Here is a 24,154-nt window from a genome sequence, read left to right as displayed (position 1 = left end):
ACAAGGTTTGCCTGCTAATCATGTCTGCTGACTCATCCACCAACACCATCGCCGACGACCCCATCGCTGCCGCCATTGCACGCCACGGGCAAGGCGAGCCAGCTGCGCCGCAAGCGGAGGCATTTCATGCCTGGGTGGCCCAAAACCGGGCCAGTTGGAGCGGGCTGATGCCTGGTTTGGACAAGGCGCGGGTGGGCTATGTCGATTTGCGCAGCACGGATTCGGCCATTGCCCAAGCCAGTGCCAGCTTGGATCGCGTTGCTGCTACCCAGGCGTACCAGGAGCGCCAGCAGCAAGCGCAGTTCGACATTGGGGTGGGCGTGTGGATGGAGCAGCGCTGCGTTTACCAGAGCGACAACTACCGTTCCAAACGTTTGGCCGGCGCCATGCGCGATTGCCATTTGGGGCTGGATCTTTTTGCGCCGGCGGGCACGCCGCTGAGTTTGCCGCTGGAAGCAGAGGTAGTGGTGGCGGAAGTGCGCGACATGCAGTTGGACTACGGCGGCATGCTGGTGCTGCGCCACGCCAGCGGCGCGCACCCGCGTTTTTTCAGCATTTGGGGCCACCTGAGCCACCGCTCGGCCCAGCGCTGGCAGCCGGGCGATCGCATAGCCGCCGGCACTGTGTTTGCCGAGCTGGGCGATTTTGAAGAAAACGGCTGGTGGCTGCCACACCTGCACCTGCAATTGAGCTTGCTGGAGCTGCCGGATTTTGCCGATGCCCCAGGCGTTGGCGAGCAGGCTTATGCCGCCGTCTGGCGCGACATTTTCCCGAACCCGGCGCCGTTGCTGTTGGTGGGAGAGGTGCTGGCGGAATAAGCCGTTGGCTCAGACAGGCCGGGTTGTGTTGCTCACCGAGATCAGCTGGACTTAACCCAGGCGTTGCAACGTGCTGCGCAGTGCGTCAATAAACTGCTGACCAACAGCTGAGCAAGGGTGGCGAGCAGAGGTCGTGACCCAGATATCTGACAGCGCTTGCACCGTCAGTGGTTTGGCAACGCAGTGGCTTGCTTCGCTGAAAGCCAGGCAAGAAGTGTCCACAATGGCTGCGCCCAAGCCCATTTGCACAAAGCTCAGGGCGATGGCGGGCGAGCGTACCTGGATCAGCGCCGAACTTGCATCCATGCCCAGTTCTGATGCGCAGACGCGGCCCAAAGGTGTGTCTGGCGGGTAACCGATCCATGGGCTGGCTACCAGCTGGCATGGCTCAATCGATGGCTGTTTGGCCAAAGGGTGTTGTCGTGGCAAAACGCAAACCAGGCGCTGCTGCCCGATCCGGTGGGACTTCAATCCGGGATGCTGAGATTCCACCAGCGATACGCCCACTTCGGCCTGCTCTGACAGCAGATAGGCTGGCAGTTCGTCGTAAGTGGCGGTGCGAAAGTCGATACGGATATCCGGGCTGTAGCGGGCCATCTGTTGCAGCGTCAGCGGGATAAGCGAATTGGCAAAGGTAGCGCTCGAGACGATGTTCAAAGTGCTGACGCCTGCCGAGCCCAGGCGCTGGGCCAGAGTGTTGAGGCGATCCAGCCCTTTGTAGACCTCGCGCGCCTCTTCGTGCAGGCGCAAGGCCTCGGGTGTGGGTTGCAACCTGCGGCCTGCGCGCACAAAAAGGGGATAGCCCAACCGAGATTCGCAATGCGCCAATGCCCGGCTCAGTGCGGGCTGAGAAACGTGCAGGGCCAGCGCTGCGCCGCTCATGGTGCCGGCCGTCATGATGGCGTGAAACACCTCCAACTGGCGCATGTTCAGGCCGCGGCTGGCGCTGGCGCTGGCGCTGGTGCTGGTGCTGGTGCTGGTGCTGGTGCTGGGGCGTGGGCTGGCCTCGCTATGGTTGCTGCAGGGCATCTCGGTGTTTTCCCCTGGTGTAGATAACTTTCTTTGCGAATGCACGAACATTTTTCGATTTGGTGGAGCCTGGGTATTTCTTTACGCTGTAAGCAAATTTCGGACCCGTAAAGGATGCATGCCATGAACCGCCGCCATTTGTTTCGCCTCTCCACCGTTTTCGCTTCTGCTTTGCTGGCCAGTGGGATGGTTCCTGCTGCTGCGCAAGGCGCATCCAATCAGCCCATCACTTTTATCGTGCCCTCGGCTGCGGGTGGCTCGCCAGATGTGCTCAGCCGCATTGTGACCAACCAGTGGGCGCAGAACGCAAACCGCCCCATCGTGGTGGAAAACAAGCCGGGAGCGGCCGGCAACATCGGCATTGTGCAGATCATGCGCGGCAATGCGCTGTCGATTGGATACGGCAACATCAATACGCTGGCGGTGAACCGCTCACTGTTCACGACGCTGCCTTATGACGTGGACAAGGATCTGGTGCCAGTTTCGCATCTGTTCGATCTCTATAACGTACTGATTGTCCCTAGCGCCTCGGACTTCAAGTCGGTGCGTGATCTGATGACAAGCGCTCGCAAGAGTCCGGGCAAGCTGTCGTTCGGCGCTTCCGGCGTGGGCACCACCGGCCATATGAGCGGCGAGTTGTTGAACCACCTGGAAAAGCTCGATACGGTTTTTGTGCCTTACCAAGGCGGGCCTGCTGCAATGCAAGATTTGATGGGTGGCCGCTTGGACTACATGTTTGTCAACACCTCTGAAGCGGTGCCCTTGATCAAGGCAGGCAAGGTGCGGGCACTGGCGGTCACCCGCCTGGGCAAGCGCATTGACCAATTGCCAGAGGTGCCGACGATGGATGAGGCGGGCGTGAAGGGCTACGAGATCGTCTCTTGGGGTGGCGTGGTGGGCAACCGCAAGATGTCGCCCGAGCAGGCCAAGGCGTTGGCCGCTGATCTCGACAAGGTGTTGCAGGCCCCGAATGTACGCGAAAGCTTGCAAGGCCTGGGCGCTCAGCCGGTGGGCGGAACGCCGGAGGATTTTCAGAAGCTGATTGCGAGTGAAACCAAGAAGTGGGCCGAGATCATCGAATCCAGCAAGATCCAGAAGCTGAACTGAGCGAGCGGGAAGGTAAGTGACATTGTGCTGATTTTTCAAAACGCTTTGTTGATTGACGGAACCGGGGCCCCTGCGCGAACGGGTTCGGTGGCGGTGGACGGTGAGCGAATCGTCGCTGTAGGCGAAGTGGTGGTGGGCGCAGGTGATACCGTGATCGATCTGCAAGGCAAAGCCATTGCGCCGGGGTTTATCGACTCGCATACCCACGACGATGGCTATCTGCTGGTGCACCGGGATATGACGCCCAAGGTTTCGCAAGGCATTACCAGTGTGGTGACGGGGAACTGCGGCATCAGCCTGGCGCCGCTGGTGGCGGAGCAAGTGCCGCAGCCTTTGGATTTGTTGGGGTCACCGGAGCTGTTCCGCTTTGAGCGTTTTGCCCAGTGGTTGCAGGCGCTGGAAGCGGCGCCGTCTGCCGTGAATGTGATTCCGCTGGTGGGGCACACGACTTTGCGCGTGAAGGTGATGGACGATACCCAGCGCGAAGCAACGCCGCAGGAATGTGCCCGGATGCGAGAGCTGCTGAGCGAGGCCTTGGATGACGGCGCGTTTGGCATTTCCACCGGTACCTTTTACCCGCCGGCGCGGAGCGCGTCGCTGCAAGAGTTGTTGGCAGTTTGCAAGCCGCTACGCGGCCGCCGTGCGGTCTATGCCACCCATTTGCGCGATGAGGCGGACGAGATTGTGCCCGCCATGGAAGAGGCTTTGACGGTAGGGCAGGAGGCCGACTGCCGGGTGATTTTTTCGCACCACAAGCTGGCTGGCGAGAGAAACCACGGCCGCTCGGCCGAGACGCTGGCGCTGATTGAACAGGCATCGGCGGCCCAGCCCGTGTGTGTGGATTGCCATCCGTACCCGGCCACATCGACCATGCTGCGCCTGGACCGTGTGCGCCTGGCGCGGCGCACCATGATCACCTGGTCGAAAAGTCGACCCGAGGCCAAAGGCCGCGATTTCGCGGATCTGCAGCGCGAATGGCAATTGGACGACGAGGCAACCCTGGCGCGTCTGGCGCCCGCAGGCGCCATCTATTTCTTGATGGCGCAGGAGGATGTGGACCGCATCTTCCAGTTTCCATTGACGATGGTGGGCTCGGACGGCCTGCCCTTTGATCCGCACCCGCATCCACGCCAGTGGGGCACGTTTACCCGTGTATTGAAGCGCATGGTGCGCGAGTGTGGCTTGCTGCGGTTGGAGGAAGCGATTTATCGCATGACGGGTCTGGCGAGCGAGCAATACGGGCTCACCCAGCGCGGCATGCTCAAGCCGGGGTGGTTTGCTGATCTGGTTATTTTTGACCCGCAGCAGGTAGCGGACGCGGCCACCTTTGAAGAGCCGATGCAGATCAGTGAAGGCATTGCCCAGGTGTGGGTCAATGGCCAGCAGGTGTGGGCAGAGTCCCGAGCAACGGGCGCACTGCCAGGCCAGGTCTTGCGCCGTCAGGAGCCGGTGGCAGCCTGAACACCGCCAAAAGATAGGAGACCAAAGGAGCGATATGACAAAGCGAAAACTGGGGTTGGCCGTGGCCCAGATGGGGCCGGTGCATTTGGCCGACAGCCGTGCGGTGGTGGTGCAGCGCCTGGTGGCCATGCTGGGGGAGGCCAAGGCACGCGGTGCGGAAATGCTGGTGTTTCCCGAGCTGGCGCTGACGACCTTTTTCCCCCGTTATTGGATGGACGAGGCCGAAGTACAGCAACGATTTTTTGAAACCTGCATGCCCAATGCCGAGGTGCAACCGCTGTTTGATGAGGCGCGGCGCTTGGGCGTGGGCTTTTACCTGGGCTATGCGGAGCTGGCCGCCGACGGTCGCCCCTACAACACTTGCATTCTGGTCAGCCCGCAAGGCGAGATTGTTGGCAAGTACCGCAAGATCCATCTTCCAGGCCACGCAGATAAAAAGGAAAACGTCCCTTTCCAGCATTTGGAGAAAAAGTACTTCGATGTGGGCGATCTGGGTTTCCGGGTGTTTGAGTCAGAGGCCATCAAGTTCGGCATGTGTCTGTGCAACGACCGCCGCTGGCCGGAGACGTACCGGGTGATGGCGCTGCAGAGCGCGGAAGTGATGCTGCTGGGCTACAACACGCCGTCGCTCAATATCCATTGGAATGAGCCGGCCCATTTGCGCACCAGTACCCACCTGATTTCGCTGCAAGCCAACGCCTACCAGAACGGCATGTGGGTAGCGGCCGCGGGCAAGTGCGGCTCTGAAGACGGTCACCACATGATCGGCAGCTCGGTCATCGTGGCACCGACGGGCGAGATCGTGGCGCGCACCTTGACGGAAGAGGACGAGGTGATTTGCGTCAGCGCCGACCTGAGTCTGGGCGAGCATTTCCGGCAGCATGTTTTCAACTTCGCCAAACACCGCCGCCCGGAGCACTATCGGCTCATCGTGGAACGGGTCGGGGCTGGCGAGCCATTGCCTTGAACTGAAAGACGGCACTCACGCTCATCTCCGCGCCTTTACGACGGCATCCGATAAGCCAGCACCTTGAGCGCCCGGTCGGGGGAGATGTCGGCGAACACGGCGGGGTTGGCCACCTGCTCGATGAACTCCAGCTCGGGCACGAGCTCGGCCATCTGGTCTTTCAAGAAGGACAGCGGCAGTTCGGGCGCATTCAGGCACAGAAGGGCGTAGCCGCCGGGCAGCAGCAGATCGGGCAGGCGTTTGATCAGGCGCGCGTAATCTTTGGTGGCGACAAAGCTGCCTTTTTGGTAACTGGGCGGGTCCATGATGACCAGCTGGTACGGCCCGGTGCGGGTGATCTTGCCCCAGCTGCTGAAGATGTCGTGCGGCCAGAACTGCCCGCCTGCCAGTTGGTTGAGGCGGTGGTTTTGCTGGCCGCTGGAGAGCGCGCCTTTGCTCATGTCGATGTTGACCACCTGGCCCGCGCCCGCCTGCAACGCGGCCACTGAGAAGGCGCAGGTGTAGGCAAACATATTCAAGACCTTGCAGCGCTCTGGCTCGGGCTGGCGTGCGATGAACTGGCGCACCCAGCGGCGGCCTTCGGCCATGTCGAGGAACAGGCCGTGGTTCTGGCCGCGCAACACATGGACCTGGTATTGCGCACCGTCTTCGCTGACGATGTGCGGCTCGGGCAGCTCGCCTTGCACCAGCCGGGTTTGCGCAGCGCCGAGCGCGCGGCATTGGTAGACCCAGTGGAGCGGCTCGCCTGGGTGGATTTGCTGCCAGCGGGCTTGCAGGGCGTCGCCAATGGTTTGCAGCTCTTCATCGGCCAGCGGGGCGAAGCTGGTCAGCACGAGAGCGGGCGGGTAGATGTCGAGCGACAAATGTTCGCATCCGGGGAATTTGCCGCCGCGGCCGTGGAACAGGCGCTGTGCGCTTTGGCATGCGGGCAGGGTGGCGATGGTGTCTAACAAGGCTTGCATGGCTGGGTGGGCTTGCCAACACCGGGCAAGCGAGGGCTTGTGCGGTGTTCCAAAGGCAGGCGATAATTTTTACAAATTGTTTCTTGGCTGCCATATAAATAGGCAGTCCGTCGGTTAGATTGGTCGGGATAGAGAAAATGCCTGAAAGATCATCGTGTTGATGCAACGATGATTGCGGAGGAGAAAGCCATGTTGAACACATCCAGCGATATCAATGGTCTGATAGAGGCCATCAACAACTGCCAAGACGAAGAGAGCATGATCAACCCGCTGACCAAGGCGCAGTGGGAGATTTTGACACCGTATCTGGCGCCCACCCATCTGGCACCTTCGCAGGTGCTGTTCCAGCAGGGCAGCCAGGAGCGCACGCTGTTTTTTGTGGAGAGCGGCAGCCTGAGCGTGCATTTTGAGGACGAGCAGCAACGTATTCGCCTGGCCATTGTGGGCGCGGGTTCGGTGGTGGGCGAAGGTGCATTCTTTTCGCACCGACCGCGCAGCGCCACCGTGCAAGCGGTAGCGGCAACGCGACTGTGGGGCCTGCCCAATATTCGCTTTACCGAATTGTGCAACCGCCAGCCTACGGTGGCCGTCGCCGTAGCCATGGCGGCCGGCTCGGTATTGGCTAAACGTTTGGGCAACCGCAAACGCCGCGTCGCCACAACATAAGCTTGTCTAGGCTCAAGAATTCTGCATATTTTTCAGCCGTTTGTGCAATACTGACTCCCTACAATTGCGAACGCCTGTTGCGTCATGAAACGGGTATTCGTTTCGCTCAAATAGGTGTGGCCATTCTCTGCGTGACCGAGGAGAAGGCCTAGCCTGGCACTTTCAGGTAGGGAAATCGGCATGTCTTTTTTTGCCAGATGGCTTGGCAAATCCAGTAAAAAACCTGCGTCTGCTTCGGCAGCGCAGCACTCTGTGTTTGCCGAATCCCTGCACACGGTGCAGCACGACCCGGGGGCCGGCCGGCCTTCGATGATGGCGTCCAAATCTTCGGTGGCCCCGCATGCGACCGATGGCGCTCCGCGCCCTGGCGAGCGCTCGGCACGGCGCGAAATGGTGTATTCGGCGGTGCGCGAGTCGATGGTGCGCTCGGGCATTTTGTCGTCGGGTTACAAGTTCAAGGTGCTGGCGCTCGACAAACGGGCCACGCAGTTCATCGTGATGGTGGACTTGGCCGAACAGTTTTGTGCCAGCCCCGACAAGCTCGGCCAGATCGAGGCCTTGATCGCTTATTCGGCCAAATCGCGTTTCGAGATTCTGGTGACCTCAGTCTACTGGCGCTTGAATGCCCAGCTGGGAGTGCCAGGGGCCAAGAGCAAGGCTGGGGCGCCAGCAGCGGTGCGTACAGGCGTAGCCAATGCGCCTACCGGTGTGGCAGCTTCGGCACCTGTGGTGATGGGCGCTGCTCCCGTAGTGGCTCCGCAGCCGCCAGCGGTGGCGGCTACGCCAGGCGTGGATCCGGTGGAAGAGGCCGAGATCGAGGCTTTCAAGAAGGCCTTGCTCGAAGCGGCCATGCGCCCCGTGCCTGCCCTGGAAGGCGGCGAAGCCTTGCGCCCCGCGCCGATTGTGCCGGCCCGCAGCAGCAGTGCCACGGCTGCGCAGAACAACGAGAGCGCCCGCCAAGCGGCCCGCAAAGGCGGCGCGCCAGCGCCCACTTCCGATACCAATTTTGGCGGCCTCAGCGCCACCCAGTACGGCGATTTGAACTGACGGCTTGCGCTACGGCGTAGCGCGGCCGGGCTTCAATGCCCGGCAAAATCCACCAGGGTGAACAGCGGCAGGCCGGCATCGCGCAGGCGCTGTGAGCCGCCGAGCTCGGGCAGGTCCACAATGGCGGCGCCTTCGATCACCGTGGCGCCCAGCTTTTCCAACAGGTTTTTGCCGGCCATCATGGTGCCGCCAGTGGCGATCAGGTCGTCTACCAGCAGCACGCGGTCGCCGGGTTTGACGGCGTCGGCATGCAACTCCACGGTGGCGCTGCCGTATTCGAGCTCATAAGTTTCTTCGACCGTGGTGAAGGGCAGCTTGCCTTTTTTGCGGATCGGCACAAAGCCGACCTTGAGTTGGTAGGCAATGACGGCGCCGATGATGAAGCCGCGCGCATCGAGGCCAGCCACCACGTCCGGGCGCATGTCGCGGCCCATGTAGCGGTGCACAAAGGCGTCGATCAGCACGTGGAAGACCTGCGGGTTCTGCAGCAGCGGTGTGATGTCCCGAAACTGCACGCCTGGCGCCGGCCAATCGGGCACGGTGCGGATGTGGTGGCGCAAAAAGGCGTTGACGTCTGGGGCTTGCATGGTCAGAGGGGGCGCAGGGCAATCAAAGCCAGCATGGTAGTCCAAACGCCAAGGCAAACCAGGGCGCGCGGCATTTGTGCCTATGGCACGTGCGGCTGGCCTGCTCCGATAAAATTGCGCCAATGAGCACTATTCAAGCCACCCGCCAGTTCGACGCGGCCCATATCCGCGAGCTGGCTGCATCCACCTTCACGATTGAGGCGCAGGCCATTGCCGGCCTGGCGCAGCGCCTGGACGACGATTTTGTGCAGGTGGTGCAACGCTTGCTGAACACCAGTGGGCGTGTGGTGGTCACCGGCATGGGCAAAAGCGGCCATGTGGGGCGCAAGATTGCAGCCACGCTGGCCTCGACCGGCACGCCGGCCTTTTTCGTGCACCCCGGCGAAGCCAGCCATGGCGACCTGGGCATGGTGACCGCTGATGACGTGGTGCTGGCCATCTCCAACAGCGGCGAAAGCGCCGAAATTTCGGTGCTGCTGCCGGTGCTCAAGCGCCTGGGCGTGCCCGTGGTGGCGATGACGGGCAACCGCGAATCGTCCATGGCGCGCCACGCCGATTGGGTGCTCGACACCCATGTTGACAAAGAGGCTTGCCCGCTGAACCTGGCACCCACAGCCAGCACGACGGCGCAAATGGCCATGGGCGACGCGCTGGCCGTGGCTTTGCTGGATGTGCGCGGCTTCAAGGCCGAAGATTTTGCCCGCTCGCACCCTGGCGGCGCCTTGGGCCGCCGTTTGCTCACGCACGTGGCCGACGTCATGCGCTCGGGCGACGAGCTGCCGCAGGTATTGCCCACGGCCAGCTTCAGCGAGCTGATGCGCGAGATGAGCGCCAAGGGCATGGGCGCAGCAGCCGTGGTAGATGCACAAGGCGTGCTGCAAGGCATCTTCACCGATGGCGATCTGCGCCGCCGCATCGAGGCGGGCGCGGATTTGCGCAACACCACGGCGGCCGAGGTGATGTACGCTTCGCCTCGCCGCATCGCCCCCGATGCCTTGGCTGCCGATGCAGCGGCAATGATGGAAGAGCACCGCATCACCAGCGTGCTGGTGACGGATACGGAGCAGCACTTGGTAGGTATCGTGCATATTGGCGATTTGATGCGCGCAAAGGTGATTTGATGGTGACCTCGATTTCTCCCGGCCCGATCACGCCGGCCCAGCAGTGGCCAGCCGAGTTGCTGCTGCGTGCGCAAGGCATCAAGATCGCATTTTTTGATGTGGACGGCGTGCTGACCGATGGCGGCCTGTACATCAGCGAAGCGGGTGAGACGCTCAAGCGCTTTCACACGCTGGACGGGCACGGCGTCAAGATGCTGCGCGAGGCCGGCATCACGCCTGCCGTCATCACCGGCCGAGACTCCCGGGCTCTGCGCCACCGCCTGGCGGCCTTGGGCGTGGAGCATGTGCGCTACGGCACCGAAGACAAGCTGCCCGCTGCGCAAGACATGCTGCAAGCTTTGGGGTTGGATTGGTCGCAGGCGGCCGCCATTGGCGACGATTGGCCCGATCTGCCGGTGCTGCGCCGCTGCCAGCTCGCATGCGCACCCGCCAATGCCCATGCCGAAGTGCGCGGTGTGGCCCACTTCAGCACCGTTCAGCGTGGTGGTGCTGGCGCGGCGCGTGAATTCTGCGACGTATTGCTGGCCGCCAGCGGCGCCTACGTGCAACTGCTTGATCGGTACGGCCAATGAATATCCGCATCCGACGCGTCTGGGACTGGACGTCCATCTACCTGCCTGTCATCTTGATGGGCCTGTTGGCACTGGGCAGCTGGTGGCTGGTGCGCAATGCCCCCAAGCCGCAGACGGTGGCAGAGGCGGCGAGCAAGGCGCACGACGTGGATTACTACATGCGCGACTTTTCGGTACGCAGCTTTGATGTGGCCGGCCAGCTGACCAGCGAGATCCGCGGCACCACGCTGCGCCATTTCATGGACAACGAAACGCTGGAGATCGACCAGGCGAACCTGCGCGCTGTGCGCCCGGATGGCTCGGAGACCGTGGCCACCGCCGACCGCGCGCTGTCCAACGCCGATGGCTCGGAAGTACAGCTGTTCGGCAATGCCCGCGTGGTACGCAAGGCCAACAAGCCGGGCGCGCCGCAGATGGAGTTTCGTGGCGATTTTCTGCACGCCTTCGTCAACGAAGAGCGGGTCAGCTCGAACAAACCGGTCGAGATCATCCGCGGCAACAACCGCTTCACGGCCGACAGCATGACCTTCAACAACCTCAACCAGGTGGCTGAGCTGAAGGGCCGGGTGCGCGGCACCTTGGTGCCCAGCCGCTAAGCGATGGGCGAGCTGGTCAGCACGCAAGCAAGCAAGGCACCGCTGGTGCTGATCACTGGCGCCTCCAGCGGCATTGGCCAGGCGCTGGCGCTGCGCTACTACCAGGCCGGCTGGCGCCTGGCCTTGGTGGCCCGCCGCACCGAGCGCATGCAGGCCTGGGCAGCGGAAAATTCACTCAGCGCAGAGCGCTACCAAATTTATGGTGCCGATGTGGCGCAGCAAGCGCAGATCATTGCCGCCTGTGAGCACTGCTTGCAAACCCAAGGCCTGCCCGATGTGGTGATTGCCAATGCTGGCGTGAGCTACGGCATTGATACGGCTGAGCGCGAAGACCTGGATGTTCTGGCGCAGACTTACGCCACCAATGTGATCGGCATGGCTGCTACCTTTCATGCCTTTGTACGCCCCATACAAGCGCGTGGCTCGGGCACTTTGGTGGGTATTGCCAGCGTGGCCGGCATCCGCGGCCTGCCTGGCCATGGTGCGTATTGCGCCAGCAAGGCTGCCGTCATCAGCTACTGCGAGACCTTGCGCGTGGAGCTCAAGCGCGCGGGCGTGCGCGTGGTCACCATCTGCCCCGGTTTTGTCGCCACGCCACTGACCCGCGAAAACCGCTACGCCATGCCGTTTTTGATGCAGCCGGAGGCCTTTGCCGAGCGGGCTTTTGAGGTGATTGGCAAAGGCTGCAGCTACCGCGTGATCCCCTGGCAGATGGGCTGGGTGGCCAAGCTGCTGCGCATGTTGCCCAATGCGGTGTACGACCGGGCAGTGGCCAACCGCAAGCGCAAGCACCGCCACAACGAGCGCGGGCAATAAAGCTTTGGGGTTTCAGTGGGCCGCAAGTGCGGTGACGAGACCGATTGCCATGCCGGTGTTGGGAGTCTTCGTTTTGCGGAGGTGACCGGACCAAGCGACCGCTTCACTGCAAAGCGATGCTGCTTGAATACGGTCAATACAGCTCTTGTTCCGGCCCGGCTACCCATGAAACGGCAATAAAAAAGCCCCTTGCGGGGCTGGAACCATCATGCGGGTGCGCCTGCCAGAAGGCGACGCACCTGGTGCGCATCAATAGTCGTCGTTGTTGTCGTAGCCTTGGTTGCCGCCACGGTTGCGCGAACCGTTGCCGTAAGGGCTGCGGAAGCCGCCATCGCGGTCACCGCCACGGTCGCCGCCGCCGAAGCCACGGTCATTGCCGCCGCGGCCATAGCCGCCGTCACCACGACCACCGCCGAAGCCGCCGCGGTCGTTGTTGTAACCGCCACGGTCACCACCGTAGCCGCCGCCACCACCGAAACCACCACGGTCACCGCCGCCGAAGCCGCCGCGGTTACCGCCACCGAAGCCACCGCCACGGGGGCCGCCGAAGCCACCACCGCCGCTGCGGGGAGGACGGGGCTCCATCGGACGTGCTTCGTTCACGACCAGATTACGGCCGCCCAGAGGCTGACCATTCATGCCGTTGATTGCGGCCTGGGCTTCTTCATCGCTGCCCATTTCCACAAAACCGAAACCCTTGGAGCGACCGGTGTCGCGTTCCATCATGACCTTGGCGCTGGTGACGCTGCCGAACTGGCCGAAAGCCTGTTCCAGGTCGTTGTCGCGAACCTGATAAGGCAAATTTCCAACGTAAAGCTTGTTGCCCATTGAGGGACTCCTGATAACTCTTAAATAACGCGATGGAGTCCCGTAAAACGCAAAACCTGATCACTGTTCATATCAAATGCGTCACGACGAAACCAATTATTCACCGCAATAGCCCATTGGAGAGAAATCTCCACCCATGATTTTCTGGGATAAAGATGTCGAACGGGTATTTGTCTAGCGCTGTTTGTGGCGGGAATGCTGCAATTTCCATAAAAAAAGACCTCGAAGAGGTCTTTTTTGGGGATTTAACCAGGAAACCCCCGGCTAAAAAGCGCTTGGTTTCTTGCGCAATCAGCTGCTTAGTAGCTGCGGCCGCCGCCGAAACCACCGCGATCGCCGCCGAAGCCGCCACGGTCACCACCGAAGCCACCACGGTCGCCGCCGCCAAAGCCGCCACGGCCACCGCCGAAGCCGCCGCTGCGGGGAGGACGGGGTTCCATCGGACGGGCTTCGTTGACCACCAGGTTGCGGCCGCCGATAGCTTGGCCGTTCACGCCTTCGATGGCAGCTTGTGCCTCAGCGTCCGAGCCCATTTCGACAAAGCCGAAACCCTTGGAGCGGCCGGTGTCGCGCTCCATCATGACCTTGGCGCTGGAGACCGAGCCGAATTGGCTGAAGGTGCTTTCCAGATCGCCGTCGCGGAAAGAATAGGGCAGGTTGCCCACGTACAGTTTGTTGCCCATGAAAGGACTCCGAAAAAAGAGAAAAGATGCGATGGAGCCTGACGCAATCAACAAACCTGTGACAACTTCCAAGACGGATCACCGCGCGTGCCCAGCATGCTGCTGCACACAAAGGCTCCGACATTATGGGTGCAGTCTCTGACTGCGTGTTGACAATTCTGCCTGTAAGGGCTTGGTATTTTCCCTTCTGTGGGTTTTTGTTGCACCGCCGCACGGCAAAACCGCTATGATGGCGGCCTGTCTATGGGGAGTAGCCTGCCGGGCGCCTGAAGCGTCGCGGAGTGTGCGTCAACAGACTTGGGCCGCGAGCGTGCAAACAATCGGGCCTATGGCGTACACGGCATCTGAGCAATTCAGCATGCTTGGCGAGACCATTGACCTCGTTGCGATCCAAAGCCGGAGTCGCGACGCGGTCGATGCTGTCTTGCAACCATCCGGCGCTATAACACCCCACACCATGGATGCCTTTTTCATCTCGACCGCTGTCGTCGCCCTCGCCGAAATGGGCGACAAGACGCAGCTGCTCTCGCTCGTGCTCGCGGCCAAGTACCGCAAACCCATGCCCATCGTGCTGGGCATTTTTGCCGCCACCATCGTCAACCATGCGCTGGCTGGCGCGGTAGGCGCCTGGGTCACCACCATGCTGGGCCCGGATGTGTTGCGCTGGATTTTGGGCGTCTCGTTCATCTTGATGGCCGGCTGGATGCTGATCCCCGACAAGATCGACGAGGACGAAGCCGGCAAAAGCAGCGGCCGCTGGGGCGTGTTTGGTACCACCGTGCTGCTGTTCTTCCTGGCCGAGATGGGCGACAAGACGCAGCTGGCCACCGTGGGCCTGGCCGCCAAATATCCGTCCCAGTATTACTGGGTGGTGGCGGGCACCACGTTGGGCATGATGCTGGCCAACGCGCCCGTGGTGTGGTTTGGCGACAAGATCACCAAGAAGCTGCCGATCAAGTGGATCCACCGCGTTTGCGCCGTGATCTTCTTGCTGCTGGGCGTTGCCGCGCTGGTGACGCACATCGACTGATGCCGCAGTGATGTAGCCAAAGCAAAGCGGCTGGCGCTCCTTGTCGGGGCGCCAGCCGCTTTTTTGTGCCCGGGCGGTTTTAACCCAGCGTCATCAGGCTCGCATTGCCGCCTGCTGCTGCGGTGTTGATGCTGATGGCGTGCTCGGCCAGCAGGCGGAACAGCGGGGCGCTGCCGTCGGCGTTTTGTGCGGTGATGGGCACGATGGCGCCTGTGCGGCCTGCCAGTTGCGTGCCGGTGGTGAGCCAGTCGCTGCCCGCATCGGCCAGCAGCGCATCAAAGGCCTCAGATTGCAGCAGCGCCGTGCCGCTGTGTTGCGAGAGCTGCACATGGGCACGCACTTCGGCTGGTAATTGGCCCAGCAAAGCCGCGTTGGCGCTGCTTTGCGGCCAGACGGCGGTGGCGCCCACGGCGAGCACGGCAGCCAGTTGCGCCAGCAGTTGCTCGGCGCTGCTGGCCAGGCAGGCAATGCGCGCGCGGCCGCTCAACACATAGAGATTGCGCTCGCCGGTGGAGCCAGGCAGCTCGGCCGCAAAGCCGTTGCCTGTGTGCGCTGCATAGGCGCGGCACAACGCGGGCAACGTGTTCGAGCCCTGTTGCTGTGCCCAGGTTTGCAGTGCGGCCAGCGCTGGCGCTGGTGCGGCGTCGGCCAACTCCAAACCGTGCGCATTGCCGCGCTTGCCGGGTGTGGCAGCCGTCTTGGCTTCTGCGCCTTGCATGCGTGGCAGGTGGGCCAGTGCGTCAGCCGTAGCGGTGGCGGGCATGCTGGCCAGCAGGCGCAACATGTACAGCGGGCCACCGGCTTTGGGGCCGGTGCCGGAGAGGCCTTCGCCACCAAAAGGCTGCACGCCCACCACGGCACCGACGATGTTGCGGTTGACGTAAATGTTGCCAGCGTGTGCAGCGTCCATCACCTGGGCAATGGTTTCGTCAATACGGGTGTGCAGGCCCAGGGTCAGCGCATAGCCGGTGGCGTTGATGTCGGCCACCAGTTGCTTCAGGTTCTCGCGCTTGTAGCGCAGGATGTGCAGCACCGGGCCGAACACTTCGCGCTTCAGCTCTGCCAGCTGATTAATGGCGATCACCGTGGGCGGCACAAAGGTGCCGGGCGCCTGGCTGCCGGTGTTTTGCCACACCTGATGGCCGTTGCTTTGCATTTGCGCAATGTGGCGGTCGATGATGCCCTTGGCCTCGGCGTCGATCACCGGGCCGACGTCGGTTTTCAGCTGCGCCGGGTTGCCCACGTTCAGCTCTTGCATGGCGCCGCGCAGCATGTGGAAGAGGCGGTCGGCCGCTTCCTCCTGCACGCACAGCACGCGCAGGGCCGAGCAGCGCTGGCCGGCGGAGTCGAAGGCGGAAGACAGTACGTCCACCACCACTTGCTCGGCGAGCGCGGATGAATCCACGATCATCGCGTTCTGGCCGCCGGTTTCGGCCACCAGGGTGACGGGCTTGCCGTGTGCGTCCAGGCGCTGGGCCAGGGTTTTTTGCAGAATGCGCGCCACCTCGGTGGAGCCGGTGAACATCACGCCTTGTACGCGGGCATCGGCGGTCAGGCGGGCGCCCACGGTTTCGCCGGTGCCGGGCAGCAGTTGCAGCACGTCGTGCGGCACGCCTGCTTGCCACAGCGCTTGCACGGCGGCGGCGGCGATCAGCGGGGTTTGCTCAGCCGGCTTGGTCAGCACGGTGTTGCCTGCGGCCAGCGCAGCGGCTACCTGGCCGGTGAAGATGGCAAGCGGGAAGTTCCAGGGGCTGATGCAGACCACCGGGCCGAGCGCCTGGTAATCGCTGTTGTTCCAGTTGCGCACTTGCGCTGCGTAAAAGCGCAAAAAGTCCACCGCCTCGCGTACTTCGGCAATCGCGTTGGAGCAGGTTTTGCCCGCTTCGCGCACCAGCACGCCCATCAAGGTAGGCATGTGCGCTTCCAGCAGATCACCGGCCTTGGCCAGGCAATCGGCGCGCTGTGCTACCGGCGTGGCTTGCCAGCGGGCGGCAGCGGCTTGTGCGGCAGCCAGCGCAAATTCAACCTGCTCGGCCGAGGCGTTGGTGACCTGGCCAACGATGTCTGCGTGATCGGCAGGGTTGATCACGTTCTCTGCCGGGTTGCTCGATGCGGGCGCGCCATCGGCCAGCAGGGGCTCGGCCACCCAGTTCATCTGGGCGCTGGCTTGCAGATCGCTTTGCAGCTGGCGCAGGCGGTCGTCGTTGGACAGATCCAGGCCTGCGGAGTTGGCGCGGCTGGCTCCATACAAGCCACGCGGCTGCGCGATGTGCGGGTTGGGCTGGCCGAGCTGGCCTTCGCTTTGCGCCCACTGCTGCACGGTGGTGACGGGGTTTTCCACCAGCTTGGACAGCGGAATGTCCTGGTCGGCAATGCGATTGACAAAGCTGGTGTTGGCGCCGTTTTCCAGCAGGCGGCGCACCAGGTAGGCCAGCAGCGTTTCGTGCGTGCCCACCGGCGCGTAGATGCGGCAAGGGCGGCCCAGGTTCTCTGCGGCGTTGCGGCCTACCACTTGTTCGTACAGCGGCTCGCCCATGCCGTGCAGGCACTGAAACTCGTACTGGCCTGGCTGGTATTTGGCCGGGTCGGCCAGGTGGTAAATGGTGGCCAGCGTGTGGGCGTTGTGCGTGGCGAACTGCGGGTAGATGGCATCGGGCGCGGCCAACAGCTTGCGCGCATTGGCGATGTACGACACATCGGTATATGCCTTGCGCGTGTAGACCGGGTAGCCCTCCAGGCCATCGACCTGGGCGCGCTTGATTTCGCTGTCCCAGTACGCGCCCTTGACCAAGCGCACCATCAGGCGGTGCTGGCTGCGGCGAGCGAGGTCGATGATGAAATCCAGCACAAAGGGGCAGCGCTTTTGGTAAGCCTGCACCACAAAACCGATACCGGCAAAACCGGCCAGCTCGGGCGCAAAGCACAGCTTTTCCAGCAGGTCGAGCGAGAGCTCCAGGCGGTCGGCCTCTTCGGCGTCGATATTCAGGCCAATGTTGTACTGCTTGGCCAGCACCGTCAGCTGCAGCACCACGGGGTAGAGCTCGGCCAGCACGCGCTCGTGCTGGGCGCGGCTGTAGCGCGGATGCAGGGCGCTGAGCTTGATCGAGATGCCCGGGCCTTCGTACACGCCGCGGCCCTTGCTGGCTTTGCCAATGGCGTGGATGGCGTTTTCGTAATCGCGCAGGTAGCGCTGCGCGTCGTCGCTGGTCATGGCCGCTTCGCCGAGCATGTCGTACGAATAGCGGAAGCCCTTGGCCTCCAGGCGCTCGGCGTTTTGCAGCGCTTCGCCAATGGTTTCGCCGGTCACAAACTGCTCGCCCATCATGCGCATGGCCATGTCCACGCCCTTGCGGATGAGCGGCTCACCACCACGGCCGATCAGGCGCGTGAGCGATTGGCCGAGCGAGCCTTCACTGTGCGTGGCCACCAGCTTGCCCGTCAGCACCAGGCCCCAGGCGGCGGCGTTGACGAACATCGACGGGCTTTTGCCCACGTGGGCTTTCCATTCGCCGTGCGAGATTTTGTCGCGGATCAGCACGTCGCGCGTGGCCGTGTCGGGAATGCGCAGCAGGGCCTCGGCCAGGCACATCAGCGCAATGCCTTCTTGCGACGACAGCGCAAACTCCTGCAGCAAGCCTTGCACCAGGCCGGCGCGGCCTGCGTCGGCCTTGCGCTCGCGCAGCTTCTTGGCCAGCTCCAGCGCCAAGGCGTCGCCAGCCTGGGTGATGGCGGCTGGCGGCGTGGCTTGCGGCAGCAGATCGGCCAGCGCCTCGGGCTCGCTCTTGCGGTAGGCGGCGGTGATGGCGGCGCGCAGTGGCGTGGCGGGCTGCAAAGCCGGCGTCAAAGCAGCAAAAATGCTAGCTGCTGGCGCTTTTCCGTTGCGGGATTGCGCAGGGTTTTGTTCAAGAAAGCTAGGGCGGTCGGTCAACAAGGCGGAAGCGGTCATGGTGGCCTCGGGCAAGAAAGAGATAGTGAATATCCGCAGTGTGCAGCTTTGTCTGGTGAATTTCTCTCCATAATGTGGCTTGTCAGTAGTGAAAAATTCTGTGAGTAGCGGCTTATGACCGACATGATTGCCCCGCCCGAAGAGTTGGACCGCATCGATTTGCGCATCCTGGCCGTGTTGCAGCGCGACGGCCGCATCTCCAATCTCAAGCTGGCCGAGGCGGTAGCGCTCTCGCCCACGGCGGTGCTGGCGCGCGTGCAGCGCCTTACCAAAGACGGCTATATCGCCGGCTACGAGGCGCGCTTGAACCCGCAAAAGCTGGGCGCGGCCATGCTGGTGTTCATCGAAATTCTGCTCGACCGAACCACGCCGAACGTGTTCGAGGAGTTCAAGGCCGCCGTGCAGGTGCGCCCTGAAATCATGGAATGCCACATGGTGGCCGGTGGCTTTGATTACCTGGTGAAAATCCGCGTGGCCGACATGAACCACTACCGCACCTTTGCCGGCGAAGTGCTGTGGCAATTGCCCGGCGTGCGCGAGACGCGCACCTACGCGGTGATGGAAGAGGTCAAGAGCTCCAACCGGCTGTATTTGGGTGGTTTTTGACCAGCACCCTGCGGCAAGGATTTGCAGTACACTTTGTGCTTCACGGCGCCGATTTGCTTCAGCTTGCGGGCGCTTTATAAATTCAGCTAAAGACTCGGTAGGCGACAGACAAGCATCGACCCGGCCCCGTTTTTAGCGTTGCCGGGCTTTTTTATGTCATTTGTTGCGACCCCTCAGACAATGCATTTCCCGGAGGCGCTGCCCCTCAAAAGTGGCGCTTCCATCCGCGATTACCACCTCGCTTTCGAGACTTATGGCACCTTGAACGCCGACAAGTCGAACGCCATTCTGGTGTGCCATGCGCTCAACGCCTCGCACCACGTGGCTGGCGTATACGAAGGCCAGGCCAAGAGCGAAGGCTGGTGGGACAACATGATCGGCCCGGGCAAATCGGTCGACACCAACAAGTTTTTCGTCATCGGCGTCAACAACCTGGGCTCCTGCTTTGGCTCGACCGGCCCGATGCATACCAACCCCGACACCGGCAAGGTCTATGGCGCTGATTTTCCCGTGGTGACGGTGGAAGACTGGGTCAATGCGCAGGCGCGGTTGCTCGACCGTCTGGGCATCCAGCAACTGGCTGCCGTGCTGGGCGGCAGCCTGGGCGGCATGCAGGCTCTGTCGTGGACCTTGCAGTACCCCGACCGCATGCGCCACGCCGTGGTGGTGGCCAGCGCGCCTTGTCTGAGCGCAGAGAACATCGCCTTCAACGAGGTAGCGCGCCGCGCCATCGTGACCGACCCGGATTTTTACGGCGGCCACTTCTACGAACACGGCGTGGTGCCCAAGCGCGGCCTGCGCATTGCGCGCATGATCGGCCACATCACCTACCTGAGCGATGACGTGATGAACCAGAAGTTCGGCCGTCAGCTGCGCGAGGGCATGGAGCTGAAATACAGCACGCAGGATGTGGAGTTCCAGATCGAGAGCTATCTGCGCTACCAGGGCGACAAGTTCAGCGACTACTTTGACGCCAACACCTATTTGCTGATCACCCGCGCGCTCGATTACTTTGACCCGGCCAAGGCCACGGGCAACGATTTGACGCAGGCGCTGGCGGTGGCCAAGGCCAAGTTCATGCTCATCAGCTTCACCACCGACTGGCGTTTTTCGCCGGCGCGCAGCCGCGAGATCGTCAAAGCCTTGCTCGACAACCGCCGCACCGTGAGCTACGCCGAGATCGACGCGCCGCACGGCCACGACGCTTTCTTGCTGGACGACGCACGCTACATGGGCGTGATGCGTTCGTACTTTGACAACATGGCCCAAGAGCTGACCCAGGAGGCCGCATGACCGAAAAATCCACTCTGAGCGCCATTGCTGCGCTGGTGCCCCAGGGCTCGCGCGTGCTCGACCTCGGTTGCGGCGACGGCGCTTTGTTGGCCCATCTGCAGCAAGAGCGCGGCTGCACGGGCTACGGCATTGAGTTTGACGACGCCAATGTGCTGGCTTGCGTGCGCCGTGGCGTCAACGTACTGCAGCTGAACCTGGAAGACGGGCTGGCGATTTTCGAAGACAACAGTTTTGACGTGGTGCTGCAGATCGACACCTTGCAGCACTTGCGCAATGCCGAGGTGATGCTGCGCGAGACCGCCCGCATCGGCAAGCAAGGCGTGGTGGCCTTCCCCAACTTTGCGCATTGGCCCAACCGCCTGTCCATCTTGCAAGGCCGCATGCCGGTGACCAAGCGCCTGCCTTACCAGTGGTACGACACGCCCAATATCCGCGTCGGTACCTTCAAAGACTTTGAGGTGCTGGCGCTCAAGAACAAGCTGCGCATTCTGGACAGCTTTGGTCTGCAAAACGGCCAGGTGCAGCGTTTGCTGCCCAATGCGCTGGCGAGCACGGCAGTGTTCCACTTCGAGCACGCTTGAAGCGCTACTGGAGCTGCCGCAGCCACCAAGCGTTGGCTTGCGCGGTGCCCGGTGGCAGGCGTTCCGCCTATAGCACCTGCCGTTGGTAAGGCGGACATTCACTTTTGTCGCGTGACAGGGTTTAACACCAGGCTTGCTTGAATCCATTTATACAATCTATGGAAAACAACGAAAACATGGTTGCATCTATGGATTGGGGTTTGTTAAGCGTTGCCTTGGTATGGCTGGTGCTGGCACTGGTCAGTTTGTCGTCGGCTGCCGCCTTGGTGGTGCTGGGGCGCAAAGGCCTGGTGGCGGTATTGGCCGCTTTGTTGTTGATGGTTTTGGCAGCGGCAACGCAGCTGCTGGCCTTGCCGCGCCTGGCGCTACCGGAATGGAATGGCCCGCTGCTCGGCAGCGTGTGCTTCAGCCTGGTGCTGGCCGCCATGGCGGTGGCCTTGCGCCAGTTCCGCCAGCTGGACATCGCCTGGAGCTGGCTGCTGCTGCCACCGTTGGCGGTTTTGGCGCTGGGCCTGGACATAGCGCCATGGCGTGTCTATGCCACGGTCGCCGTGCTGGCATTACAAGGCGCATGGCTGGCGTTGGAGCTCAAGCCCATGCACCAGATGCAGCTGGGTCTGGGCTACCACATGCTGAGTGTGGCGCTGCCCTTGCTGGTGTTGGGCATGGCCTTGTTGCAGCTCGGGTTCGGCCCGCAAGCACAGGGGGAGCCGGCGCTGGTTTACGCGCTGCAGTTGCTGTGGCTGCCCTTGGCGGTTTTGCTGTTGGCGCTGGGTTTCATGCGCATGGCGCAGGACCGGCGCGAAGCCCGCAGCCGCCGTGCCGCGCTGCGTGACCCGCTCACGCGCATGCTCAACCGGCGCGCCTTGGAGCGGGTGCTGGAGCACTGCATCAAAGGGGCTACCCAGGAGCAGCGGCCGCTGGCGCTGTTGCTGGTGGATGTCGACCATTTCAAGCGCGTTAACGACACCTACGGCCATATCTCGGGCGACAAGGTGCTGCGCCACATCAGCCGGGTGCTGGCCAGCAATGTGCGCAACGACACCTACCTGGGCCGTTTTGGCGGCGAAGAATTTGTGGTCGTCTGCCCCGGCGCAGGCATGGAAGACGCGCAGATTCTGGCCGAGCGCCTGAACCTGGCGGTGCGCTCGTCCAGCGTGCAAATCCAAGGCCAGGCCTTGCGGGTGACGGCCAGCATTGGCGGTTACGCCGGCATGGTGCAGCCAGGCATGGCCTGGGAAGATGTGCTGGAGGTGGCCGATGCGGCCATGTACCGCGCCAAAGCGGCCGGGCGCGACCGGGTCGTCATGCTGCGCGAGTTGCTGCCGGAGGCTGCGCCTGTCGCCGCTCAGACTTGGCGCGAGAGCATCGCCTGAGATCGTAAACACGCTCTGAGACTGTCCACCCGTTCTGACAAGGGCGGCAGGGATTTCCCGCCGGCTGCTGGATAGCGGTGGGCAGGGCTGGTACGCTTGGGGCTTCGTGCGCCTTGGGGCGCCACCCCAGAAGGAGACCCGCCGTGAACGCCCGCATTGACGCCACCACTTTGCAAGCCGACCCCGCGCTCAGCCACATCAGCGAGCAATGGGACAAGGACATTCTGCGCCAGCTGACCGATTACATCGCCATCCCCGCCAAGTCGCCCGGTTTTGATGGCGATTGGGAAAAGCATGGCTTTATCGACACCGTGGTGCGCAATGCGGCCAGCTGGGTCGAGGCGCAAAAGGTTGCCGGCCTCAAGCTTGAAGTGGTGCGCGTGCCCGGCCGCACGCCAGTGCTGTTTTTTGAAGTGCCCGCCACCAAAGCCAACACCCAGCAAACCGTGCTGATGTATGGCCACTTGGACAAGCAGCCCGAATTCTCTGGCTGGCGCAACGACCTGGGCCCCTGGACGCCCAAGTACGAAGACGGCAAGCTCTATGGCCGCGGCGGCGCCGACGATGGCTATGCCACCTACGCCAGCATTGCCGCCATCCAGGAGCTCAAGCGCCAGAACGTGGAGCACCCGCGCATCGTCGGTCTGATCGAGACCTGCGAGGAAAGCGGCTCGGGCGACCTGCCGGTTTACATCGACATGCTCAAACCCCGTCTGGGCGATGTCGGCCTGGTGATTTGCCTGGACAGCGGCGCTGGCAATTACGACCAGTTGTGGCTCACCACCAGCCTGCGCGGCATGGTGGCTGGCACTTTGAAGGTGGAAATCTTGACTGAAGGGGTGCACTCGGGCGATGCCTCGGGCGTGGTGCCCTCGTCGTTCCGCATCATGCGCCAGGTGCTCGACCGCCTGGAAGACAGCAAATCCGGCCGCCTGCTGCCCGAAAGCTTTCACTGCGAGGTACCGGCCGAGCGTCTGGCGCAAGCGCAAGCCACGGCCGGCATTCTGGGTGACGAGCTGTTCAAGCGCTTCCCCTGGGCGCATTACGACTGCAGCGGCTCAACGCTGTTTGCGCTGCCCACCACCACCGACCCGACGCAGGCTTTGCTCAAGCGCACCTGGGAGCCTACTTTGTCGGTCACCGGCGCCGAAGGTCTGCCCGCGCTCAAAGACGCCGGCAACGTGCTGCGCCCTTACACCGCTTTCAAGCTGAGCCTGCGCCTGCCGCCGCTGGTCGATGCCACGCAGTGCATGCAAGAGCTGAAGGCATTGCTCGAAGACAACGCGCCTTATCAAGCCAAGGTTACCTGGCAAGGCGCCAGCGGTGCCAACGGCTGGAACGCGCCAGACACGGCCGATTGGTTCTTGAACGCGCTCAACCGCTCCAGCCAAGCCTACTTTGGCGCGGACTGTGGCTTTATCGGCCAGGGCGGATCCATCCCGCTGATGGGCATGCTGAGCGCCGGTTTCCCCAAGGCGCAGATGATGGTTTGCGGCGTGCTCGGCCCCAAGAGCAACGCCCACGGCCCGAACGAGTTTTTGCATGTGCCGTACGCCAAAAAGCTGACGGCCGCTGTGGCACAAGTGATCGCCAGCATGCCGGCCTGAGCAACGCTCAGCCTGCCTCATCTGCTGCCAGCGCTGGTTCGCCACGCTGGCAGCTCACGAACAAAGCCCCAACCCACCGCCCCATGAGCGAAGCCACGATCTTGATGGATGCCTCCGACCCTATCGGCCCCAGCGCGGCCCTGGTCGACAACGGCAAGCCGCTGTTTTTTGAACTGCCCAATGGGCAGAAAGCCTTTGTCATCCGCTGGCAGGGCGAGTTGCATGGCTGGATCAACGAATGCCAGCACGCCAGCGTGCCCATGGATTTTGACGGCGATATTTTGGAAAGCGGCCGCCAGTTCATCTTGTGCCCTTACCATGGCGCCATCTACCAGCCCAACACCGGCAAATGCGTGGGCGGCCCATGCCGCGGCGCCAATCTGGATGCCGTTCCGGTGGCCGAGCGCGACGGGCAGATCTGGTGGGCCGCCAGCGAGTAAGCCACGAGACGGCGC

At 62.7% G+C, this 24,154-nt stretch carries 23 protein-coding genes and 1 riboswitch; of the genes, 17 read left to right on the top strand and 6 right to left on the bottom strand.

Going from position 1 to position 24,154, the window contains the following annotated elements; translation table 11 throughout:
- The first annotated feature begins 20 nt into the window (after positions 1–20).
- Positions 21–818, top strand: coding sequence for a peptidoglycan DD-metalloendopeptidase family protein (locus ACFIQF_RS16500; protein ID WP_393944525.1), 798 nt, complete (start codon positions 21–23; stop codon positions 816–818).
- 51 nt (positions 819–869) lie between these two features.
- On the opposite strand, the gene ACFIQF_RS16495 is transcribed toward ACFIQF_RS16500, so the two are convergent.
- On the bottom strand, positions 870–1,847 hold the full coding sequence (locus ACFIQF_RS16495) for a LysR family transcriptional regulator (protein ID WP_393944524.1): 978 nt from the start codon (positions 1,845–1,847) through the stop codon (positions 870–872).
- Positions 1,848–1,970: 123 nt separating this feature from the next.
- Between ACFIQF_RS16495 and ACFIQF_RS16490 the strand changes: the two genes are divergently transcribed.
- From ACFIQF_RS16490 to ACFIQF_RS16480, 3 genes are read left to right on the top strand one after another with little or no spacing between them, the layout of a single operon-like run.
- A complete protein-coding gene (locus ACFIQF_RS16490; protein ID WP_393944522.1) occupies positions 1,971–2,954 on the top strand; it encodes a Bug family tripartite tricarboxylate transporter substrate binding protein in 984 nt (327 codons plus the stop codon).
- A 24-nt stretch (positions 2,955–2,978) separates the two neighbouring features.
- A complete protein-coding gene (locus ACFIQF_RS16485; RefSeq protein ID WP_393944520.1) occupies positions 2,979–4,415 on the top strand; it encodes an N-acyl-D-amino-acid deacylase family protein in 1,437 nt (478 codons plus the stop codon).
- Between the two features lie 34 nt (positions 4,416–4,449).
- On the top strand, positions 4,450–5,382 hold the full coding sequence (locus ACFIQF_RS16480; RefSeq protein WP_393944519.1) for an N-carbamoyl-D-amino-acid hydrolase: 933 nt from the start codon (positions 4,450–4,452) through the stop codon (positions 5,380–5,382).
- 35 nt (positions 5,383–5,417) lie between these two features.
- Here the strand turns inward: ACFIQF_RS16480 and ACFIQF_RS16475 are convergent, their stop codons facing one another.
- A complete protein-coding gene (locus tag ACFIQF_RS16475) occupies positions 5,418–6,344 on the bottom strand; it encodes a class I SAM-dependent methyltransferase (RefSeq protein WP_393944518.1) in 927 nt (308 codons plus the stop codon).
- Positions 6,345–6,533: 189 nt separating this feature from the next.
- Between ACFIQF_RS16475 and ACFIQF_RS16470 the strand changes: the two genes are divergently transcribed.
- Both ACFIQF_RS16470 and ACFIQF_RS16465 read left to right on the top strand, forming a co-directional pair.
- Positions 6,534–7,010 (top strand): Crp/Fnr family transcriptional regulator, encoded by a 477-nt coding sequence (locus tag ACFIQF_RS16470; protein ID WP_393944517.1) that lies wholly within the window; start codon positions 6,534–6,536, stop codon positions 7,008–7,010.
- Between the two features lie 252 nt (positions 7,011–7,262).
- Positions 7,263–8,057, top strand: coding sequence for a hypothetical protein (locus ACFIQF_RS16465; RefSeq protein ID WP_393944516.1), 795 nt, complete (start codon positions 7,263–7,265; stop codon positions 8,055–8,057).
- Positions 8,058–8,089: 32 nt separating this feature from the next.
- Here the strand turns inward: ACFIQF_RS16465 and ACFIQF_RS16460 are convergent, their stop codons facing one another.
- Positions 8,090–8,644 (bottom strand): adenine phosphoribosyltransferase, encoded by a 555-nt coding sequence (locus ACFIQF_RS16460; RefSeq protein ID WP_393944514.1) that lies wholly within the window; start codon positions 8,642–8,644, stop codon positions 8,090–8,092.
- A gap of 122 nt (positions 8,645–8,766) precedes the next feature.
- On the opposite strand from ACFIQF_RS16460, the gene ACFIQF_RS16455 reads away from it, so the two are divergent.
- Genes ACFIQF_RS16455 through ACFIQF_RS16440 form a run of 4 tightly spaced genes read left to right on the top strand, consistent with a single transcriptional unit; the run spans position 8,767 to position 11,749 of the window.
- On the top strand, positions 8,767–9,765 hold the full coding sequence (locus ACFIQF_RS16455; protein WP_393944512.1) for a KpsF/GutQ family sugar-phosphate isomerase: 999 nt from the start codon (positions 8,767–8,769) through the stop codon (positions 9,763–9,765).
- Positions 9,765–10,337 (top strand): KdsC family phosphatase, encoded by a 573-nt coding sequence (locus tag ACFIQF_RS16450; RefSeq protein ID WP_393944511.1) that lies wholly within the window; start codon positions 9,765–9,767, stop codon positions 10,335–10,337. The genes ACFIQF_RS16455 and ACFIQF_RS16450 overlap by 1 nt, the downstream gene beginning before the upstream one ends.
- Positions 10,334–10,933, top strand: coding sequence for an LPS export ABC transporter periplasmic protein LptC (gene lptC / locus ACFIQF_RS16445; protein WP_393944509.1), 600 nt, complete (start codon positions 10,334–10,336; stop codon positions 10,931–10,933). The genes ACFIQF_RS16450 and lptC overlap by 4 nt, the downstream gene beginning before the upstream one ends.
- A 3-nt stretch (positions 10,934–10,936) precedes the next feature.
- Positions 10,937–11,749 carry an SDR family oxidoreductase gene (locus ACFIQF_RS16440; RefSeq protein WP_393944508.1) on the top strand — a complete coding sequence of 271 codons (813 nt, stop codon included), beginning with the start codon at positions 10,937–10,939 and terminating at the stop codon, positions 11,747–11,749.
- Between the two features lie 249 nt (positions 11,750–11,998).
- On the opposite strand, the gene rbp (ACFIQF_RS16435) is transcribed toward ACFIQF_RS16440, so the two are convergent.
- Together rbp (ACFIQF_RS16435) and rbp (ACFIQF_RS16430) are read right to left on the bottom strand one after the other, a co-directional pair.
- Positions 11,999–12,577, bottom strand: coding sequence for an RNA-binding regulator (gene rbp, locus ACFIQF_RS16435; protein WP_393944507.1), 579 nt, complete (start codon positions 12,575–12,577; stop codon positions 11,999–12,001).
- 299 nt (positions 12,578–12,876) lie between these two features.
- Positions 12,877–13,260 carry an RNA-binding regulator gene (gene rbp, locus ACFIQF_RS16430; RefSeq protein ID WP_393944505.1) on the bottom strand — a complete coding sequence of 128 codons (384 nt, stop codon included), beginning with the start codon at positions 13,258–13,260 and terminating at the stop codon, positions 12,877–12,879.
- Between the two features lie 233 nt (positions 13,261–13,493).
- Positions 13,494–13,681: riboswitch (yybP-ykoY riboswitch) on the top strand.
- Between the two features lie 36 nt (positions 13,682–13,717).
- On the opposite strand from rbp (ACFIQF_RS16430), the gene ACFIQF_RS16425 reads away from it, so the two are divergent.
- The gene (locus ACFIQF_RS16425; protein WP_393944503.1) at positions 13,718–14,290 is read left to right on the top strand and encodes a TMEM165/GDT1 family protein; all 573 of its coding nucleotides are present in this window, start codon (positions 13,718–13,720) and stop codon (positions 14,288–14,290) included.
- Positions 14,291–14,369: 79 nt separating this feature from the next.
- Here the strand turns inward: ACFIQF_RS16425 and putA are convergent, their stop codons facing one another.
- On the bottom strand, positions 14,370–18,236 hold the full coding sequence (gene putA, locus ACFIQF_RS16420; RefSeq protein ID WP_393944502.1) for a trifunctional transcriptional regulator/proline dehydrogenase/L-glutamate gamma-semialdehyde dehydrogenase: 3,867 nt from the start codon (positions 18,234–18,236) through the stop codon (positions 14,370–14,372).
- Positions 18,237–18,359: 123 nt separating this feature from the next.
- Between putA and ACFIQF_RS16415 the strand changes: the two genes are divergently transcribed.
- The 6 genes from ACFIQF_RS16415 (at position 18,360) to ACFIQF_RS16390 (ending at position 24,139) form a co-directional block, all read left to right on the top strand.
- On the top strand, positions 18,360–18,842 hold the full coding sequence (locus ACFIQF_RS16415) for an Lrp/AsnC ligand binding domain-containing protein (RefSeq protein WP_489672291.1): 483 nt from the start codon (positions 18,360–18,362) through the stop codon (positions 18,840–18,842).
- A gap of 153 nt (positions 18,843–18,995) precedes the next feature.
- On the top strand, positions 18,996–20,135 hold the full coding sequence (gene metX / locus ACFIQF_RS16410) for a homoserine O-succinyltransferase MetX (protein ID WP_393944498.1): 1,140 nt from the start codon (positions 18,996–18,998) through the stop codon (positions 20,133–20,135).
- Entirely contained in the window at positions 20,132–20,716 is a 585-nt protein-coding gene (metW, locus tag ACFIQF_RS16405; RefSeq protein ID WP_393944497.1) for a methionine biosynthesis protein MetW, read from the top strand. The genes metX and metW overlap by 4 nt, the downstream gene beginning before the upstream one ends.
- Before the next feature lie 176 nt (positions 20,717–20,892).
- On the top strand, positions 20,893–22,092 hold the full coding sequence (locus ACFIQF_RS16400; protein ID WP_393944496.1) for a GGDEF domain-containing protein: 1,200 nt from the start codon (positions 20,893–20,895) through the stop codon (positions 22,090–22,092).
- A gap of 143 nt (positions 22,093–22,235) precedes the next feature.
- Entirely contained in the window at positions 22,236–23,699 is a 1,464-nt protein-coding gene (locus ACFIQF_RS16395) for a M20 family metallopeptidase (protein WP_393944494.1), read from the top strand.
- An 83-nt stretch (positions 23,700–23,782) separates the two neighbouring features.
- Entirely contained in the window at positions 23,783–24,139 is a 357-nt protein-coding gene (locus ACFIQF_RS16390) for a Rieske (2Fe-2S) protein (protein ID WP_393944492.1), read from the top strand.
- The last annotated feature ends 15 nt before the right edge of the window (positions 24,140–24,154 follow it).

Origin of the sequence: Comamonas trifloxystrobinivorans, assembly GCF_043359985.1 — a bacterium.
In the GTDB taxonomy this organism is placed as follows: Bacteria; Pseudomonadota; Gammaproteobacteria; order Burkholderiales; family Burkholderiaceae_C; genus Comamonas; species Comamonas trifloxystrobinivorans.
This window is presented reverse-complemented; position numbering and strand designations above follow the sequence as displayed.